Source organism: Chryseobacterium sp. CY350 (assembly GCF_027945075.1).
Classification (GTDB): Bacteria; Bacteroidota; Bacteroidia; order Flavobacteriales; family Weeksellaceae; genus Chryseobacterium.
The window spans coordinates 1,065,786-1,082,142 of record NZ_CP116034.1 but is presented as its reverse complement, the minus strand read 5'-3'; the positions used below and the strand labels follow the sequence as shown (position 1 = coordinate 1,082,142).

Here is a 16,357-nt window from a genome sequence, read left to right as displayed (position 1 = left end):
ATGCAGAACTGGATAAAATTTTTGACGCTTTTCTTAGGTTCGCTTTTGTTCGCGCAACAGACGACTTTTAATTTTGATTTTGGCACAGAAAGAAACGAAAACGGATTTATTCCTATTATGTCGACCTCAAAATTTGATAAGAAAATCGGCTACGGTTTTATGGATATTTCCGGTCTGAAATCTGTCGATAATGGCGGAAATGCATTGACAGGAGATTTCATCATCAGCGAAAAACCATTCTATTTTTCTGTCGCAATTCCTGAAGGAAATTATGATATTAAACTGAATCTAGGCGATACAAAAGGAACATCGGAAACGACAGTTCGTGTGGAAAACCGTCGTCTGATGTTGAATGAAGTCAAAACTAAAAAAGGCGAAATCCTCGAAAAACAAATCACAGTTCACGTCAAAGACAGCATTATCCGAAATCAGGACGGAACTCAAATTGGGATTGTAAAACTGAAACCGAGAGAAAGAAAATATCTGCATTGGGACAATCTGTTGACGATTGAATTCAACGATAAAGCTCCAAAAGTTTGTTCGGTCATCATTCAACCCAACAAAACGGCGAAAACTATCTATATCACTGGAGATTCTACGGTTGTGGATGCTCAGTACGAACCTTGGGCGTCTTGGGGACAAATGTTGCCGTATTTTTTCGTTCCAAATGAAGTCGTGATTGCCAACTACGCAGAAAGTGGTGAAACCCTCAAAGCTTTTGAAGACCGTCACCGAATTGATAAAATTTGGAATAAAATAAAGTCCGGAGATTATCTGTTCATCCAGTTTGGGCACAATGACCAAAAGGCGGGAAACAGTACAAAATCCGGTTATAGAAAGCGATTAAAAGAATGGATTTCGAAAGCCAAAGAATTGGGTGCAATTCCTGTTTTGGTTACCTCAATGAACCGCAGAGTTTTTGACGAGAATAATAAAATTGTTAATAAATTGGAGGATTTTCCGGATGCGATGCGTGAAATTTCGAAGGAAGAAAATGTATATTTAATCGACTTAAATGCGATGAGCAAAACGTTGTTTGAAGCGATGGGACCTGAGAATTCCAAAAAAGCATTCGTATATTATCCAGCCAATTCTTATCCGAATCAGAAAGAAACTTTGGCAGATGATACCCATTTTAACCCTTATGGTGCCTACGAATTAGCAAAATGTGTCGTGAAATCTATCGTCGACCAAAATTTACCTTTAAAGAAATATATTTCAAAAAATTATAAAAGTTTTAACCCCAATAAACCTGATGATTTAGAAAAATTCCATTGGCCGGAATCTGTTTTTATGGAATCTTTGAAGCCTGATGGAAATTAATTGTCAAATGATTTTCAAAGAAATTTTGTTTGCCCCAACCCTAAAGGAAGCAAAATTTCTTTGAAGATTTCAGGAAAATTACTCCCTTTAGGGTTGGGGAAATAATTTTGATGAAATTTCAACAAGCAGTTTTAAAAAGAAAATTGCAGATTTTTCAACAAACTAATGTATTTTAAAATCTTTTATGACTTTGCGGTTAAATTAAAAAGTAAAAATGAATATCAAAAATATCATAAAACTCAGTGTCATTTGTTTTGCCTTCGGAAATCTCTCCGCACAAAACCCGTGGCCAAAACCCACAGAGACCGCAAAACCGTGGACACGCTGGTGGTGGATGGGAAATGCGGTTGACGAAAAAGGATTAGACAAACAACTGACTACTTTAAATAAAGCAGGTTTCGGTGGCGTGGAAATCGTACCGATTTACGGCGCAAAAGGTTTTGAAAAAAATTACATCAATTATCTTTCTCCAGAATGGATGGAAATGTTGCAATTCACGACCAGCAAAGCGAAAAGCTTAAATATGGACGTTGATATGGCAGTTGGCACGGGATGGCCAATCGGTGGGCCACAAGTTGACGAAAATGATGCGGCGACCAAGATGATTGTTCAGATTTACGAAATTCAAAAGAATGAAAAATTCTCAGAAAAAATTGTTCTGAAAGACGAAAAGCAGAAGAATTTAAAAACCGTAAAATTAGATATTGTAACCGCTTACAACGAAAAAAATGAACCGTTGATTTTAACGGATAAAATCAGTGCTGACGGAACTTTAAACTGGAAACCAACTTCAGGCAAGTGGACAATCTACGCCTTTTTTGTGGGTAAAACTTTACAGAAGGTAAAACGTGCTGCTCCGGGTGGAGAAGGGTACACTTTAGACCATTTTTCGCCCAATGCTACAAAGGATTATCTGAAAACTTTCGATAAAGCTTTTGGAAATTCAAATTATGGAATCCGTTCTTTTTTCAACGACAGTTATGAAGTTTATAACGCCGATTGGACGCCCGATTTTAAAGAAGAATTTCAAAAAAGACGGGGTTATGATTTAAGTCCGTACATCAAATATTTGGTGGGCAATGAGGAAAGCGAAATAGCAGCAAGAATAAAATCTGATTACAGGGAAACATTGAGCGATTTGATTTTAAATCGTTTTACCAAAGATTTTACCAATTGGGCACATTCCAAAAACTCCAAAAATACCAATCAGGCACACGGTTCGCCGGGAAATTTATTGGATTTATATGCAGCAGTTGATATTCCCGAATCTGAAACATTTGGAAGTACGCCATTTGATATTTTAGGTTTGAAAAGAGACAGCGCCGACATTCAAAAATCGGACGTTCCCGATATTAATATGTTGAAATTTTCTTCTTCGGCAGCCAATGTAACGGGCAAAAAATTGATTTCGAATGAAACTTTTACCTGGCTCACGGAGCATTTCAAAACCTCGTGGTCACAGGCAAAACCGGAAGTGGAGCAGGTTTTTTTGTCGGGAATCAATCACGTTTTTTACCACGGAACGACCTACACGCCCGCGGATGTACAATTTCCGGGATGGTTGTTTTATGCATCGACCAATTTTGTGCCCGAGAATAGTTTGTGGCCACAGTTGAGTGGGCTCAATTCGTATGTTGCACGTACGCAAAGTGTTTTGCAGAGCGGAAAATCGGATAACGAACTGTTGATTTACTGGCCGGTTTATGACCAGTGGGCGAGTCCGAAAGGGAAAGATGTTGCCTTTAAAATTCACAATATTGAAAAATGGCTACAGCCCACAGAGTTTTATAAAAACCTCGATAAATTGGGCAAATCCGGCTATTCTCTGGATATGGTTTCCGATAAAATGATTAGCGAGGCGAAGTTGGATAATCAAAATATTCAGGTTTCAAAAGAAGGTGGTTCTTATAAAGTTTTAATCATTCCGCAATTGGATTATTTACCGGAATCTACCTTGAAAAATATTCTGAATTTAGCTCAAAACGGCGCATCTATTATATTTCAGAATGAACCGAAAAATATTCCGGGATATTTTGAAGCAGAAAAAAGAAAAGCGGAACTGCAGACTTTATGGAAGTCAATTCCTTTTCAGCAAAACGGAAATTTAAAATCGGCAACATTTGGAGAAGGAAAAATTATCCTGACTTCGGATGTTGAAAAAGGTCTGGAATTTTTAAAAATTGAAAGAGAAAAACTGACTGATACCGGATTGAAATTCGTGCGAAGAAAGTTTGATGGCGGAAAATATTATTACATCGTCAATCACACTTCGAAGGAAATCAATCAGAATATTCCGTTGAATTTTGTTGGGAAACAGGTCGCTTTGATGAATCCTGAAAATGGGGATTATGGAATTGCTGAAACTCAAAATAATTCGGTGAAAATTCAGTTGAAATCCGGGCAATCTTTAATTGTAAGAGCTTCTGAAACTGCAGATAATTCTGTTGCAAAATGGAAATATGTTGAAAAAACAGAAGGGCCAATTGTTTTAAATCAACCTTGGCAACTTACCTTCAAAGAAGGCGGTCCGGAACTTCCGAAATCAAGAACTTTGACGAAACTTCAACCTTGGACGAATTTCACAGAAGACGCTCAAACGCAAAGTTTTTCGGGAACCGGAGTCTACACAACGACTTTTAATTTAAAGAAAAATAAAGCTGACAATTACCTTTTGAAGTTCGATAAACTCTACGAAAGTGCGACAGTGGTTGTCAACGGGAAAGAGGCCGGAATTGTCTGGAGCAACCCGTTTGAAATCAACGTCGGAAAATATCTTAAAAAAGGAAAAAATACGATTCAGATTGAAGTGAGTAATCTGATGGCCAACCGTATCCGTTATATGGACCAAAATAAAATCCAGTGGCGAAATTATCACGAAATCAACTTTGTGAACATTAACTATAAGCCTTTCGATGCATCTAACTGGAAAGTTCAGCCTTCCGGTCTGGATGGCGAAATTCAATTAATTCCAATTCATTATTCAAAATAAATTTTAGGATTATGAAATTTGAAACTTTGTGTTCTTATTTAAGTGAAACGCCTTTGTGTAACTTAAAAAAAAGTTAGTAGTAAAAAAAACTTTGCTGACTTTGCGTTAAAAATTATTAAGAAAGCAGATTAATTAAAATATGAAATCGAAAATTCACGAATTCAAAAAAATAAATAATTGATAATGAGTACAAAAAATATCATAAAAACATTTGCATTAGGAACTTTGTTGACCTTCAGTTTTTCCAATGCTCAGCAGAAACCGAAAGTCGTTTTAGACAACTTTTTCAACAACGAAAAAAGAGAAAACAAAGAAACCAAAGCCTTGGAATCCTGGCATTACACGTGGAATGATACAACGAACGGCGGGTTTTCTCTGTTGGGAGAGCTCTTCCAGAAACAAGGCGCAGAAATCAGTACGCTGACGACTGCTCCTACAAAAAAAGATTTAAAAAAAGCCAATATTTACATCATCGTCGATGCAGATATTGACAAAGAAGCGTACGGCGGAAAGGCGAATCTGATTGACCCGACGAGCATCAAAAACCTGACAGATTGGGTAAAAAAAGGAGGCGTTTTGGTTTTGATGAGCAACGATAAAGGAAATTCTGAGTTTGAACATTTCAACAAACTTGCAGGAGAATTTGGCATTCATTTCAATGAAGACAGCTACAACCGAGTTCAGAAAAGAGAATTTGAGCAGGGAAAAGTGATGGTTCCGGCAAGGAATGAAATTTTCTCCGAACAAAAATTATATATGAAGGAAGTAGCAACGATTTCCGTGAAAAGTCTAGCGAAAGAATTGCTGTCTGCGGAAAGCAAAAACATCGCAGCCATCGCAAAAATCGGTAAAGGAACTGTATTCGCATTGGGTGACCCGTGGTGCTACAACGAGTACATCGACGGCAAAAAACTACCCGCAGATTTTACCAATTATCAGGGAACTGAAGAGTGGGTGAAGTGGCTTTTGAAGCAGACTTCCCAGAAATAATTAAAGGTGTGCAATCGGTTGAAGCGGTTCGATGAATTTTATTTGGGCAGCTTTATCCGCCTTCCACTCCCGCTTTTTTGCTCGTCGTTCCTCCTCACAAAAAGAGCTCCGTTCAAGTCGGGCTGCGAGAGATTCAGCGCAAAAAATCCTTGTGAAGGTTTCAAACCTTGGCAAGGATAAAAATCATCGAAAATTATCAATAGGAACGGGTTATGTCATCCTGAGTTTGTCGAAGGAAGCCCGCTTAAAAAAGGTTTTTCAAATCCGGCTTTAGCCAAAACTTATAAAATCAAAACAGAATTATGAAAGTCAAATATATCTTCATTACATCAGTCATTTTTCTTTCGCAATTAGCCTTTGCCCAAAGACAAATGGAATATCTGAAGAGAGGAATCGTTGCCATTCCAGCGGATTCCGGCATTTTTGTGAGTTGGCGTTTGCTCGGCACAGAAGCTCAAAAAACCCATTTTGATTTGTACCGAACTGAAAATAATTCAACCAAAAAGCTGAATGAAAAACAACTTTCGAACGAAACGAATTTTTTAGATAAAACCCCAGACAAAGCAAAAAATTACACCTATTTCGTCAAATCAAATACTCAGGATAAATCGGTTGACATTGATTCTGTAAAATATGTAGCTAATCAAAAACCTTATTTTTCAATTCCATTAAAAACACCACAAGGTTACACACCGAATGACGCTTCTGTTGCCGATTTGGACGGAGATGGTGAATACGAAATTATCCTTCATCAAACCGGTAGGTCAAAAGACAACAGTCAGAAAGGCGAAACCGATCCGCCAATTATTCAGGCTTATAAAATGGATGGAAAGCTTTTGTGGGAAATTAATTTAGGGAAAAATATAAGAGAGGGTGCGCATTACACCCAGTTTTTGGTATATGATTTAGACCAGGACGGCAAAGCTGAAATCGTAATGAAAACCGCCGACGGAAGCAAAGACGGAAAAGGAAAATTCATTGGCGATTCGACCAAAAATTACGTCAACGAAAACGGAATGATTCTCTCCGGACCGGAATATCTGACCGTTTTTGACGGACAAACCGGCGCTGAAATCAATACAGTTAATTATCAAGTTCCAAGATTTGCAGGCAGTTTGAATCCGACCGATGAACAGATGACCGAAACCTGGGGCGATGCCAAAGGAAATCGTATCGACCGATTTTTAGGTGCAGTTGCATATTTGGATGGCAAAACACCGAGTGTGATTATGTCGAGAGGATATTACACCAGAACGGCGATTGCAGCGTGGGATTATAAAGATAAAAAACTCAGTTTACGTTGGCTTTTTGATACCGAAAGTTCAGAAGAAAATAAAAAATACCGCGGACAGGGAAATCATAATTTGACGATTGCAGACGTTGATAACGACGGAAAAGACGAAATTGTTTTCGGGGCAATGACGGTGGATGACGACGGAAAAGTGTTAAACAGTACAGGTTACGGTCACGGCGATGCATTGCACGTCGGAGATTTGGACCCTTCCAATCCGGGACTGGAAATTTTTGACATTCAGGAGAGATTTGATGATGCAGGAGCGCATTTCAGAGATGGGAAAACCGGAAAAGTTTTATGGAAATTACCTTCCACAGTTTACAGCAAACAGGGGAAATTTCAAGGTCCGGGAAGAGGTTTGTCTTTAAATATTGACCCTCGTTACGAAGGTTCAGAATTCTGGGCAGCCGGAGCTGGACTGAAAGGAATATATGATAGCAAAGGAAAAAAAATCAGTGACAAAAATCCACCTGCCAATATGGGGATTTATTGGGACGGGGATTTTTTAAGCGAAATTTTAGACGGCACAAACGTTTCAAAATGGGATTGGAAGAATGAAAAATCAAATCTAATTTTTGATGCTAAAAATTTCCAGTGTGAATCAAATAATGGAACCAAGAAAAATCCTGCTTTGGTGGTCGATTTGTTCGGAGATTGGCGTGAAGAAGTGATGTACAGAACTACAGATAATCAGGAATTGAGAATTTTTTCGACAACCATTCCGACGAAACATAGATTGTACACTTTGATGCATAATCCGCAATACCGTTTGAGCATTGTCTGGCAAAATGTGGGATATAATCAGCCACCGCATACGGATTATTATCTGGATGAATCGATTAAGGAAATGCCAAAACCGAATGTTAAAACTATAACTCCAAAAAAATAAAATCATTCATGAAAATAAAATTCATCATTCCAATGGTTGCATTGGTCATTCTAATTGGAGCTTCATTTCAAAAACTTCAGGATAAACCTGTTATTTACATCATCGGAGATTCTACGGTGCAGAACGGTTCAGGAAAGGGTTCAGACTCACTTTGGGGATGGGGAAGTTTTATGAATTTATTTTTAGATACGACAAAAATTGAAATTCAGAATCACGCAAAAGGTGGCAGGAGCAGCAGAACATTTGTGACGGAAGGCCGTTGGGATTCGATTATGAAAACCATTAAAAAAGGCGATTATGTTTTGATGCAGTTCGGTCATAATGACGGCGGAGAGTTAGCAGATACTTTAAGAGCACGAGGAACGATAAAAGGGATTGGCGACGAGTCAAAAGATATTTACAATCCAATTCGTAAGGTGAACGAAACGGTCTATACTTACGGTTATTATATGAGAAAATATGCAAACGAATCAAAATCTAAGGGCGCAATTCCTATCATCGTTTCACCGGTTCCACGAAATAAATTTAATGAAAAAGGCAAAATTGAAAAAGACCAATATGGAATTTGGGCAGAGGAAGTCGCTCAACAAACCGGAGCTTATTTTTTAGATTTAAATACAATGGTCATCGAAAAATATGAAAAAATGGGAGCCGAAAATGTAAAAGGATTCTTCCCCAAAGATCATACGCACACCAATGAAGCTGGTGCTGTTTTCAATGCAGAACTGGTGGCGAAAGGCATCAGGGATTTAAAGAAATGTGGTCTTAAAAATTATTTAAAAGAAAATAAAAAATAAATATATACTTATGAAAAAGCTATTAACAACAGGTTTTTTTGCACTGATTCTGGCGGGATTGACTTCCTGTTCAGTCCAGAAAAACAGTTCGGCAAGCAAGGTGGAGATTCCGAATAAGAAAGAGGTTCTGGAAGTTTCGAGAAGAGCCAATCAATACTTTATGAACAAGTGGCCGGATACCAAACAAGATATTGTCGGCAAAAAAGTGTGGCCAAGTAATCTCTGGACGAGAGCGGTTTATTATGAAGGTTTAATGGCTCTTTATTCCGTAGATCCTAAAAAGGAATATTACGATTATGCAATGTCGTGGGCAAACAATCACAATTGGAATTTACAGCGCGGTACATATACCAGAAATGCTGACCATCAGGCTTGTGGACAAACCTATCTTGACCTTTATGAAATCGATGGAAGAAAACATCCTGAAAGAATTAAAAACGTAAAAGCTGCGATGGACAGTATGATTGCCACCCCAAAAGTGGACGATTGGTGGTGGATTGATGCGCTTCAAATGTCGATGCCACTCTTTACAAAGTTAGGCAGAATCACAGGTGAGCAAAAGTATTTCGATAAAAATTACGAAATGTACGCCCATACCAAATACAAGGAAGGCGGAAGCGGATTGTATAATCAGGCAGACAAAATCTGGTGGCGAGACAAAAGTTTTCTTCCACCCTACAAAGAACCGAATGGCGAAGATTGCTACTGGAGCCGTGGAAACGGATGGGTAGTGGCTGCATTAGCCAAAACATTACACGATACACCAAAATCTGACCCGCATTATCAGGAATATTTAAAGGATTACAAAGATTTGTTAGCGGCGTTACTTCCAATCCAAAGAGAAGATGGTTTCTGGAATGTGAGTTTGCACGATCCGACTAATTTTGGTGGAAAGGAGACAACAGGAACTGCACTTTTTGTTTACGGAATGGCTTATGGCGTGAATAACGGATTGATCGACAGAGAAACTTACTTGCCGGTTTTGGTTAAAGCTTGGAATGCGATGGTAAAAGATTCTGTTCAGCCAAACGGATTTTTAGGTTGGGTACAGGGAACAGGAAAGGAGCCGAAAGATGGTCAACCTTTAGCTGTAGACAAAGTGCCTGATTTTGAAGATTATGGATTGGGCTGTTTCCTGCTTGCGGGAAGTGAGGTTTATAAATTGAAGTAAATTTATATTCAAAATAATTAAAAGCTTAATAATGAAAATTGTTAAGCCTTTTTGTTATTTACAGAAAGAGAGATTGATTTTTAAATTATCAAAAATCTGTAATAATGGGATTTATATGTTTATTTTAGTTAAATAGAAAAGAGCAGATTGTGATTTAGATAGGCATAACTTTCAATCTGATAGAGAGTTGCCTTATCTTTCTGAAATAAAGAAAAAAATCTTAATTTTCAAAAGTCTTTTGCATGACACTACAAGATGCGCAACCGATTACATCTTGTTAATTTTCAGTTTCATCCAATACAATAAATTATGAATGCATTATTAGGAGTTTTATTTCATTTCTTGGGAGGCTTTTCGTCTGGAAGTTTTTACCTGCCGTACAAAAAAGTGAAGGGTTGGGAGTGGGAAACGTTTTGGTTAATCGGGGGAACATTCTCATGGATCATCGTTCCGCCATTAGCAGCATATCTTACCATTCCGGGATTTTGGAATATTATCCAGAATGAAAGTTCATCAATTATTGGTTTGACGTTTTTGTTTGGTGCTTTGTGGGGAATTGGAGGTTTCATGTACGGTTTGGGAGTTCGTTATCTGGGAGTGGCATTGGGAAGCAGCATTATGCTTGGTCTTACCATGGTTATCGGTTCGTTGGTTCCTTCTATTTTTTATGAATTCTCTCCGCAGACCGGAAAAGATAATATCGGATTAATGATTTCAAGCTCATGGGGACAAATGGTTCTTTTGGGACTTTTTGTATGTGTTATCGGAATTGTCATCAGTGGAAAAGCCGGTGTCATGAAAGACAGAGAACTTCAAGGAGAATCTACAGATCCTCATGGAGTCACGGTGAAAACTGAGTATAAATTTGGCTTGGGCCTTACGGTGGCCATTATTTCAGGAGTTTTAAGTGCATGTTTTAATTTTGGTTTGGAAGCAGGAAAACCAATGGCAAATGTTGCCAATGAAGCTTGGAAACTAGCAAATCCTAATCAGGGAGAATTTCTTTTTCAAAATAATGTGACTTATGTTGTTGTTTTGTGGGGCGGTATGGCATCCAATCTCATCGGTTGTCTTTATTTGGCATTTAAAAATAAATCCTATACCGATTACACTAAAAAAAATGTACCTGTTGCAAAAAATATACTGTTTTGTGCGTTGGCAGGAACGATGTGGTATTTACAGTTTTTCTTTTACGGAATGGGCGAAAGCAAAATGGGGAATGGTGCAAGTTCATGGATATTACACATGGCATTCATTATTTTAATTGCCAATCTTTGGGGCGTTATCATTAAAGAATGGAAAGGAGTTTCAAAGAAAACTATTACCACGATTTGCTTGGGTATGTTTGTATTATTAATTTCTATTTTGATCGTCGGATACGGAAATTCTTTGAGATAGAGATGCGGTTTTATGTGTGTTGTTTTAAATTTCATTCATATTTTATATAGTTCAATTTTTGTAAGGCACTGATAAAGATCAGTGCTTTTTTCTTGTATTTTATTACATTTATTGTAATTAAATTTTATGTTAACAGATAGAGAAGAATATATTGGTTATTTATCGATTTCAAATTTTATTCTATTTTTTGTCGCTGAATTGCTAATACTATTAAATTTTGTATTAAATATTTATAAATATTTAAGTTAAATTAAGAATTTTATAATGCAGGATATGACAGGATGCCAAAACTTCTGTAACGATGTACTTTGGTGACAGAAATAAGTAATGTAAATAAAAATTAATAATATGTCATTAATAATTAGTCACAAGAATTTTAAGCCACTCATCGCTCCGCTGTTTTTGCTTGCGTCTGGCTTTGTGTTCGGACAAAACTCAGTAAGTGATACTGCAAAAACAGATACCAAAGATATTGAGGAAGTAGTAGTAATAGGATACGGAAAGGTGAAAAAATCTGATCTTACAGGATCGGTATCCTCAGTTTCTGCAAAAGAACTTGCTGCAACTCCCGCAATGAATGCTTTGCAGGCTTTACAGGGTAGAGCCGCAGGTCTTAATATTGTTACAGCTGGTGGCGCACCAGGAGCAGGAGCCAATGTTACCGTGCGTGGTGGTTCTTCAATTACTCAGGGTACCGAGCCTTTGTATATTGTGGATGGTTTCCAGTTTGATAATGCATTAAATATTATTAATCCTAACGATATTGAAAGTATTGACGTACTAAAAGGAGCATCAGCAATCGCAATCTACGGTTCACGTGGTTCTAACGGTATTATTGTTATTAAGACCAAAACAGGTAAGAAAGGAAGAGTGACTATACAGTACAATTCTTTCGTGGCGTTTGATATGCTATCTAAAAAACTAGATATGATTTCAAATGCTGAGCAATATGTAAAATATCAATATGAAATGGCTCAGTTGCAAGGTAAAACGACGCAGTGGAGTAATGTTTTTGATAATAGTTTAGGAATAGATTCACCAGGATATTACACAGGTGCTTTTAATAGGATTAGTAACCGTTACGCTTCAGAGCCTGCGTTAGATTGGCAGGAAAAAATGCTTGGCGGAGCAGGGCTTACTCAAAACCATAACGTGAATGTTTCTGCAGGCACCGATAAAACACAGGTTTTTGTAAGTTACAACTACAATAAACAGGAAGGTTTGCTGCAAAACTTCAGCGAGACAAGAAATTCATTGCGCGCCAATATTAATTCTGAATTATACAAAGGGATAAGATTAGATTTCAGTTCAATGTTTACATCCAATTCTACAAATGGCGGTGGAGCGTATTCTGGAATGAAAAAGATTCTCCTTCAGCCTATCACAGGAGGAACATTGTTTACTCAGGATCAGTTATTCAACACGCAGACGTTTGGTGATTTCTCAAGTTTAGATTCTTCATTTGATACAGAGAATCCGTATATCGAAACTGCAGCCTCTACTTCAAACAGACGAGCCAGAACATTTTTAGCAAATATAGGTCTTGAATTCGATTTATTTAAAGACTTCACTTTCAGAACTGCCGGATCTTATAATTGGACGAACAGTAAATCTACTGCATTTTCTGATAGAAACTCGCGTGCTTTTCTTACAGATCCTGTAAACACTGGGATTAATGGTAGTATAGGTAATTCTGAATCTTACCGATATCAGATTACGAATACATTAAACTACAATAAAACTTTTGGAGAGAAACATAAATTCACTGGTTTAATCGGTAATGAAATCATTTATCAGGAAAATGAAAGCAACAGCATGAGATTAATAAAATTCCCAACTATTTTAAATTATGGTTTGGATGATATTACCAATGCTACTGTTGCAGATAAAAGTGCAGATAGATCTTCTTTTAGCTTGCTTTCATACTTCGGACGTGTAAATTATAACTACGATAACCGATACTTAATTACGGGTACTTTACGTTATGACGGTTCTTCCAAATTTAAAGATAATCTTTGGGGAATGTTTCCATCAGCAGCAGTAGCTTGGCGTGTTTCTGAAGAAGGATTTTGGAAAAATTCTAAAATCGAAAATTATATCAATGATCTAAAGTTTAGAGGAGAATATGGAGTTGTCGGTAATAATGGTATCCCAAACAATGTATTTAGAACCAATGTGGTAGGAACAGATTATCCTACGAATAATACGGTAGGAAATCTAGCTTTAGTAACAAGCTCTGTTTTAGGAAACCGTGGCGTAGCGTGGGAGTCGATGAGATCTACGAACATCGGAGTTGATCTTGCATTGTTTAACAACAGAATCAAACTAACTTCAGAATGGTATAATAATAATGTAAGTGATATGCTGTTGGAAACTGTACTTCCTGCTTCTACAGGATATAAAAGCCAATTTATAAACGTTGGTTCTATGGTAAACAGAGGTATGGAATTTACCTTAAATTCAGTAAACTTAAAATCTGAAAATTTCAGATGGTCTACAGATGCCAACATTGGTTTAAATAAGTCTAAAGTAATATCTCTTGATGAGGGAAGAACTTTTAGAAACTTCAGCGTAGGTAGCAATAGAGCAGGTATGGTAACGTATTATGCAACCGTAGGAGAAGAATTGGGTGACATGTATGGATATATTTATCAGGGAATTTATACTACTGATGACTTTACACAGGCGTCAAATGGCGTTCTAACTTTAAAGCCTGGAGTTGTAAAACCAGCTTCAGGAACTCCGAAGCCGGGCGATATTAAATTTGCTGCTGATAATGAAGCAGGAGATCAGTTTACAAGAAAATTGGTGAAAATAGGAAATGGTACTCCAGATTTTATTGGCGGAATTACCAATAACTTTTCGTATAAAGGTTTTGATCTTGCTGTATTTATGAAGTTCAGTGTGGGAGGTGATGTATATAATGCTACAAAACATAGTATGAGTCCGTATGCGTTGTTCCAAAATGTACCTTCAGAATTTGGTGATAATTACTATCACGTGGTTGATCCTAATACAGGGCAGGCTGCAACAAGTTTGGTAAGATTAAAAGAACTTAATCCTAATGAAAGTGATAGACTTTGGAGCTTAGGAACTACGAACTCAAGTTACATTACATATCCTTCATCTTATTACGTAGAAGATGGTTCATACTTGAGAATTGCTATGGTAACGGTAGGTTATTCATTCCCAAGAGAATTTTTAAATACTGTCAGATTAAGTAATGCGCGTATTTACGCAACAGTTAATAATTTGGCAACGATCACGGGCTACTCAGGTTTTGACCCGGAAGTTTCAGCTGCAAGTGGCGTTACAGTGACACCGGGTTATGATAATTCTTCGTTCCCAAGATCTAGAAGTTATGTTCTAGGGATCAATCTTACTTTTTAATATTTAAATGTTTCAATCATGAAAAATATATTTAATAAACATAATTTAATAAAAAAATTGATCATCGTTCCCGCAATTCTAATTGCAGGCATGGGTGTTAATTCTTGTAGTGATGATTTTTTAGATCAACCTGCATATAATTCGTCAGACACAGAATCTGTCTTTAACAATATAGAAACAGCAGATGCATTTGTTCAGGGTTTGTACAGAGGCCTTGTACCAACCGAAATGTTTTACCAGCTGGGTGCAGGTGATACAGTTACGCATTCTGCCGAAGATGGGTCAACCAATAATTCTAAATATAATATTTGTAATTATCAGTATGACTCAAAAACACCAAACACCATTACAGGAATCTACGCTGCAATGTACGCGGTTATTGAGAGAACCAATATTGCCATCGATCGATTGCCAGATATGCCGGCTAGTACAAAGCGTGATGCATTGCTGGCAGAAGCGAAGGCAATCCGTGCTTTTTGTTACTACAACTTGATTAGGGTATACGGAGACGTTCCGGCAATCTGGATTCCTTTAGAAGAAGCAGACCCTAACGATCCAAGTACCTTGTATCCTAAGCGTGCTTCTCGTGATGTCATCTACGATAAAGTTATTGGTGATATACAAGAATCTATTGCAAATATGCCTGTTTCAAACGGAACACCTGAAAGATTAAACAAACAGTCTACCAACGCATTACTGGCAAGAATTGCTTTGTATGCTGCTGGATATTCACTTCGTTGGCCTCTCAACACTTCTACACCGGGTACAATGGCTCGTCGTCCAGATAATGCTAGAGTTCAGCAATTGTATCAAATTGCTGATGCAGCAGCAGCTTCTGTTATTAATGGCGGTACTAACAGCTTAGTGCAGGCGAGTGGAGGTAAAAGTGGTTTTGAAGCTCTTTGGTTTAATTTCGACAGGAGAAATTTCGCAGCAGTTAATCAGGAAATGCTTTGGCATATAGCTTCGTATGGACCCAATACCAATTCAGCATTCGGAGTCTACGCACATCCGGGCTCAAGAGGCGGTACATACGGTTCTCGTAAAGCTTTACAGTTCATCTTGCCAAGTTACTATCTGTCATTTAATGCTGCCGATAAACGTAGAGATGTCGCTACAACTTCTTATAGTATTTATTTCCTGAATGGCGGAGCTGCGTCTGATACTTGGGTAGATGTAGGAACTACCTATTCTTGTATTATGCCGGGGAAATTCAGAATCTCTTGGTGTGTAGAGCCACAGGCTGCAGATTCACGTAATTTGAATATTCCTATCATCCGATATGCTGACGTATTATTGATGTATGCAGAGACACAAAATTATTTAAATAATGGACCTACCGCTCTTGGTATAGCGGCTCTACAGCAGGTAAGAAATCGCGCAGGTATAGGGTCTATGGCAATTCCTGGCGGGCAACAGGCTTTTGAGGACGCAATTGTTCAGGAACGTAAGTGGGAATTTTCTGATGAGTTCATGCTTCGTACCGATTTGATTCGAATGAATAAATTGGCTACCGAAATTGAAGCTACAAAAACAGCAATGAAAAATCTTTCAAACCGTACAGGTCAGTTTGCAAGTACACCAATTTACCGTCTTTATAAGTATCATAAAAATGCGCAGGTTTATGGAGATCCGTTTTTGGCTGTGACTTATATTGATCTTACAAATCCTGCACAGATTGCACAGGTTCAGGCAGTTCCAACAAGCAATGCTAATAATGCATATACAACCTACCAGACAACTCTGAAGGCTGTTGCACTAGCAAACGGACAAACTTCAACCACCGATGACAAATGGTATCCTGTAAATATGTTCCAGGCATACACGAGTACATTTAACGGTAACGCAAGAAAAGCCGTAGGATTTACAGCAGGATTTAATGCACTTCAGATAGGTAATATCATTTATACGAAGCCAACAGGCTCTTTCGAAAACGGCGGAGTTTATCCGAACTGGATCGAAGGTGGAGGTGATGGTCTTTTCTACGGATTTGTACCGAATAAAACAGAATTGCTTCCATTTGCGGCGCAGTCTGCAGGTCATCCAATGATTGACAACCCTAATCTGACACAGCTTCCCGGTTATTAATAAATTTCATACTTAATTAAATTAAACA

9 protein-coding genes are annotated in these 16,357 nt (G+C 37.8%); all 9 read left to right on the top strand.

Annotation, left to right across the window (positions count from 1 at the left end):
- The 9 genes from PGH12_RS04910 (at position 1) to PGH12_RS04870 (ending at position 16,329) form a co-directional block, all read left to right on the top strand.
- Positions 1-1,323: a rhamnogalacturonan acetylesterase gene (locus PGH12_RS04910; protein WP_267596972.1), complete on the top strand. Its 1,323-nt coding sequence runs from the start codon at positions 1-3 to the stop codon at positions 1,321-1,323.
- A gap of 214 nt (positions 1,324-1,537) precedes the next feature.
- Positions 1,538-4,312 (top strand): glycosyl hydrolase, encoded by a 2,775-nt coding sequence (locus PGH12_RS04905; RefSeq protein WP_267596971.1) that lies wholly within the window; start codon positions 1,538-1,540, stop codon positions 4,310-4,312.
- Between the two features lie 183 nt (positions 4,313-4,495).
- Entirely contained in the window at positions 4,496-5,302 is an 807-nt protein-coding gene (locus PGH12_RS04900) for a hypothetical protein (protein WP_267596970.1), read from the top strand.
- A gap of 302 nt (positions 5,303-5,604) precedes the next feature.
- Positions 5,605-7,485: a rhamnogalacturonan lyase gene (locus PGH12_RS04895; RefSeq protein WP_267596969.1), complete on the top strand. Its 1,881-nt coding sequence runs from the start codon at positions 5,605-5,607 to the stop codon at positions 7,483-7,485.
- An 8-nt stretch (positions 7,486-7,493) separates the two neighbouring features.
- The gene (locus PGH12_RS04890) at positions 7,494-8,282 is read left to right on the top strand and encodes an SGNH/GDSL hydrolase family protein (RefSeq protein WP_267596968.1); all 789 of its coding nucleotides are present in this window, start codon (positions 7,494-7,496) and stop codon (positions 8,280-8,282) included.
- Positions 8,283-8,292: 10 nt separating this feature from the next.
- Positions 8,293-9,453, top strand: coding sequence for a glycoside hydrolase family 88/105 protein (locus PGH12_RS04885; RefSeq protein WP_267596967.1), 1,161 nt, complete (start codon positions 8,293-8,295; stop codon positions 9,451-9,453).
- A gap of 309 nt (positions 9,454-9,762) precedes the next feature.
- Complete coding sequence (gene rhaT / locus PGH12_RS04880; protein ID WP_267596966.1) at positions 9,763-10,851, top strand: L-rhamnose/proton symporter RhaT; 1,089 nt, start codon at positions 9,763-9,765, stop codon at positions 10,849-10,851.
- Positions 10,852-11,199: 348 nt separating this feature from the next.
- Positions 11,200-14,241, top strand: coding sequence for a SusC/RagA family TonB-linked outer membrane protein (locus PGH12_RS04875; RefSeq protein ID WP_267596965.1), 3,042 nt, complete (start codon positions 11,200-11,202; stop codon positions 14,239-14,241).
- A gap of 18 nt (positions 14,242-14,259) precedes the next feature.
- Positions 14,260-16,329: a RagB/SusD family nutrient uptake outer membrane protein gene (locus PGH12_RS04870; protein WP_267596964.1), complete on the top strand. Its 2,070-nt coding sequence runs from the start codon at positions 14,260-14,262 to the stop codon at positions 16,327-16,329.
- The last annotated feature ends 28 nt before the right edge of the window (positions 16,330-16,357 follow it).

Bases quoted from the DNA above. Each gene is read 5' to 3' on its own strand.
- PGH12_RS04905 (WP_267596971.1), top strand. From the start codon at position 1,538: ATGAATATCAAAAATATCATAAAACTCAGTGTCATTTGTTTTGCCTTC.
- PGH12_RS04875 (WP_267596965.1), top strand. From the start codon at position 11,200: ATGTCATTAATAATTAGTCACAAGAATTTTAAGCCACTCATCGCTCCG.
- rhaT (WP_267596966.1), top strand. From the start codon at position 9,763: ATGAATGCATTATTAGGAGTTTTATTTCATTTCTTGGGAGGCTTTTCG.
- PGH12_RS04885 (WP_267596967.1), top strand. From the start codon at position 8,293: ATGAAAAAGCTATTAACAACAGGTTTTTTTGCACTGATTCTGGCGGGA.
- PGH12_RS04900 (WP_267596970.1), top strand. From the start codon at position 4,496: ATGAGTACAAAAAATATCATAAAAACATTTGCATTAGGAACTTTGTTG.
- PGH12_RS04870 (WP_267596964.1), top strand. From the start codon at position 14,260: ATGAAAAATATATTTAATAAACATAATTTAATAAAAAAATTGATCATC.
- PGH12_RS04910 (WP_267596972.1), top strand. From the start codon at position 1: ATGCAGAACTGGATAAAATTTTTGACGCTTTTCTTAGGTTCGCTTTTG.
- PGH12_RS04890 (WP_267596968.1), top strand. From the start codon at position 7,494: ATGAAAATAAAATTCATCATTCCAATGGTTGCATTGGTCATTCTAATT.
- PGH12_RS04895 (WP_267596969.1), top strand. From the start codon at position 5,605: ATGAAAGTCAAATATATCTTCATTACATCAGTCATTTTTCTTTCGCAA.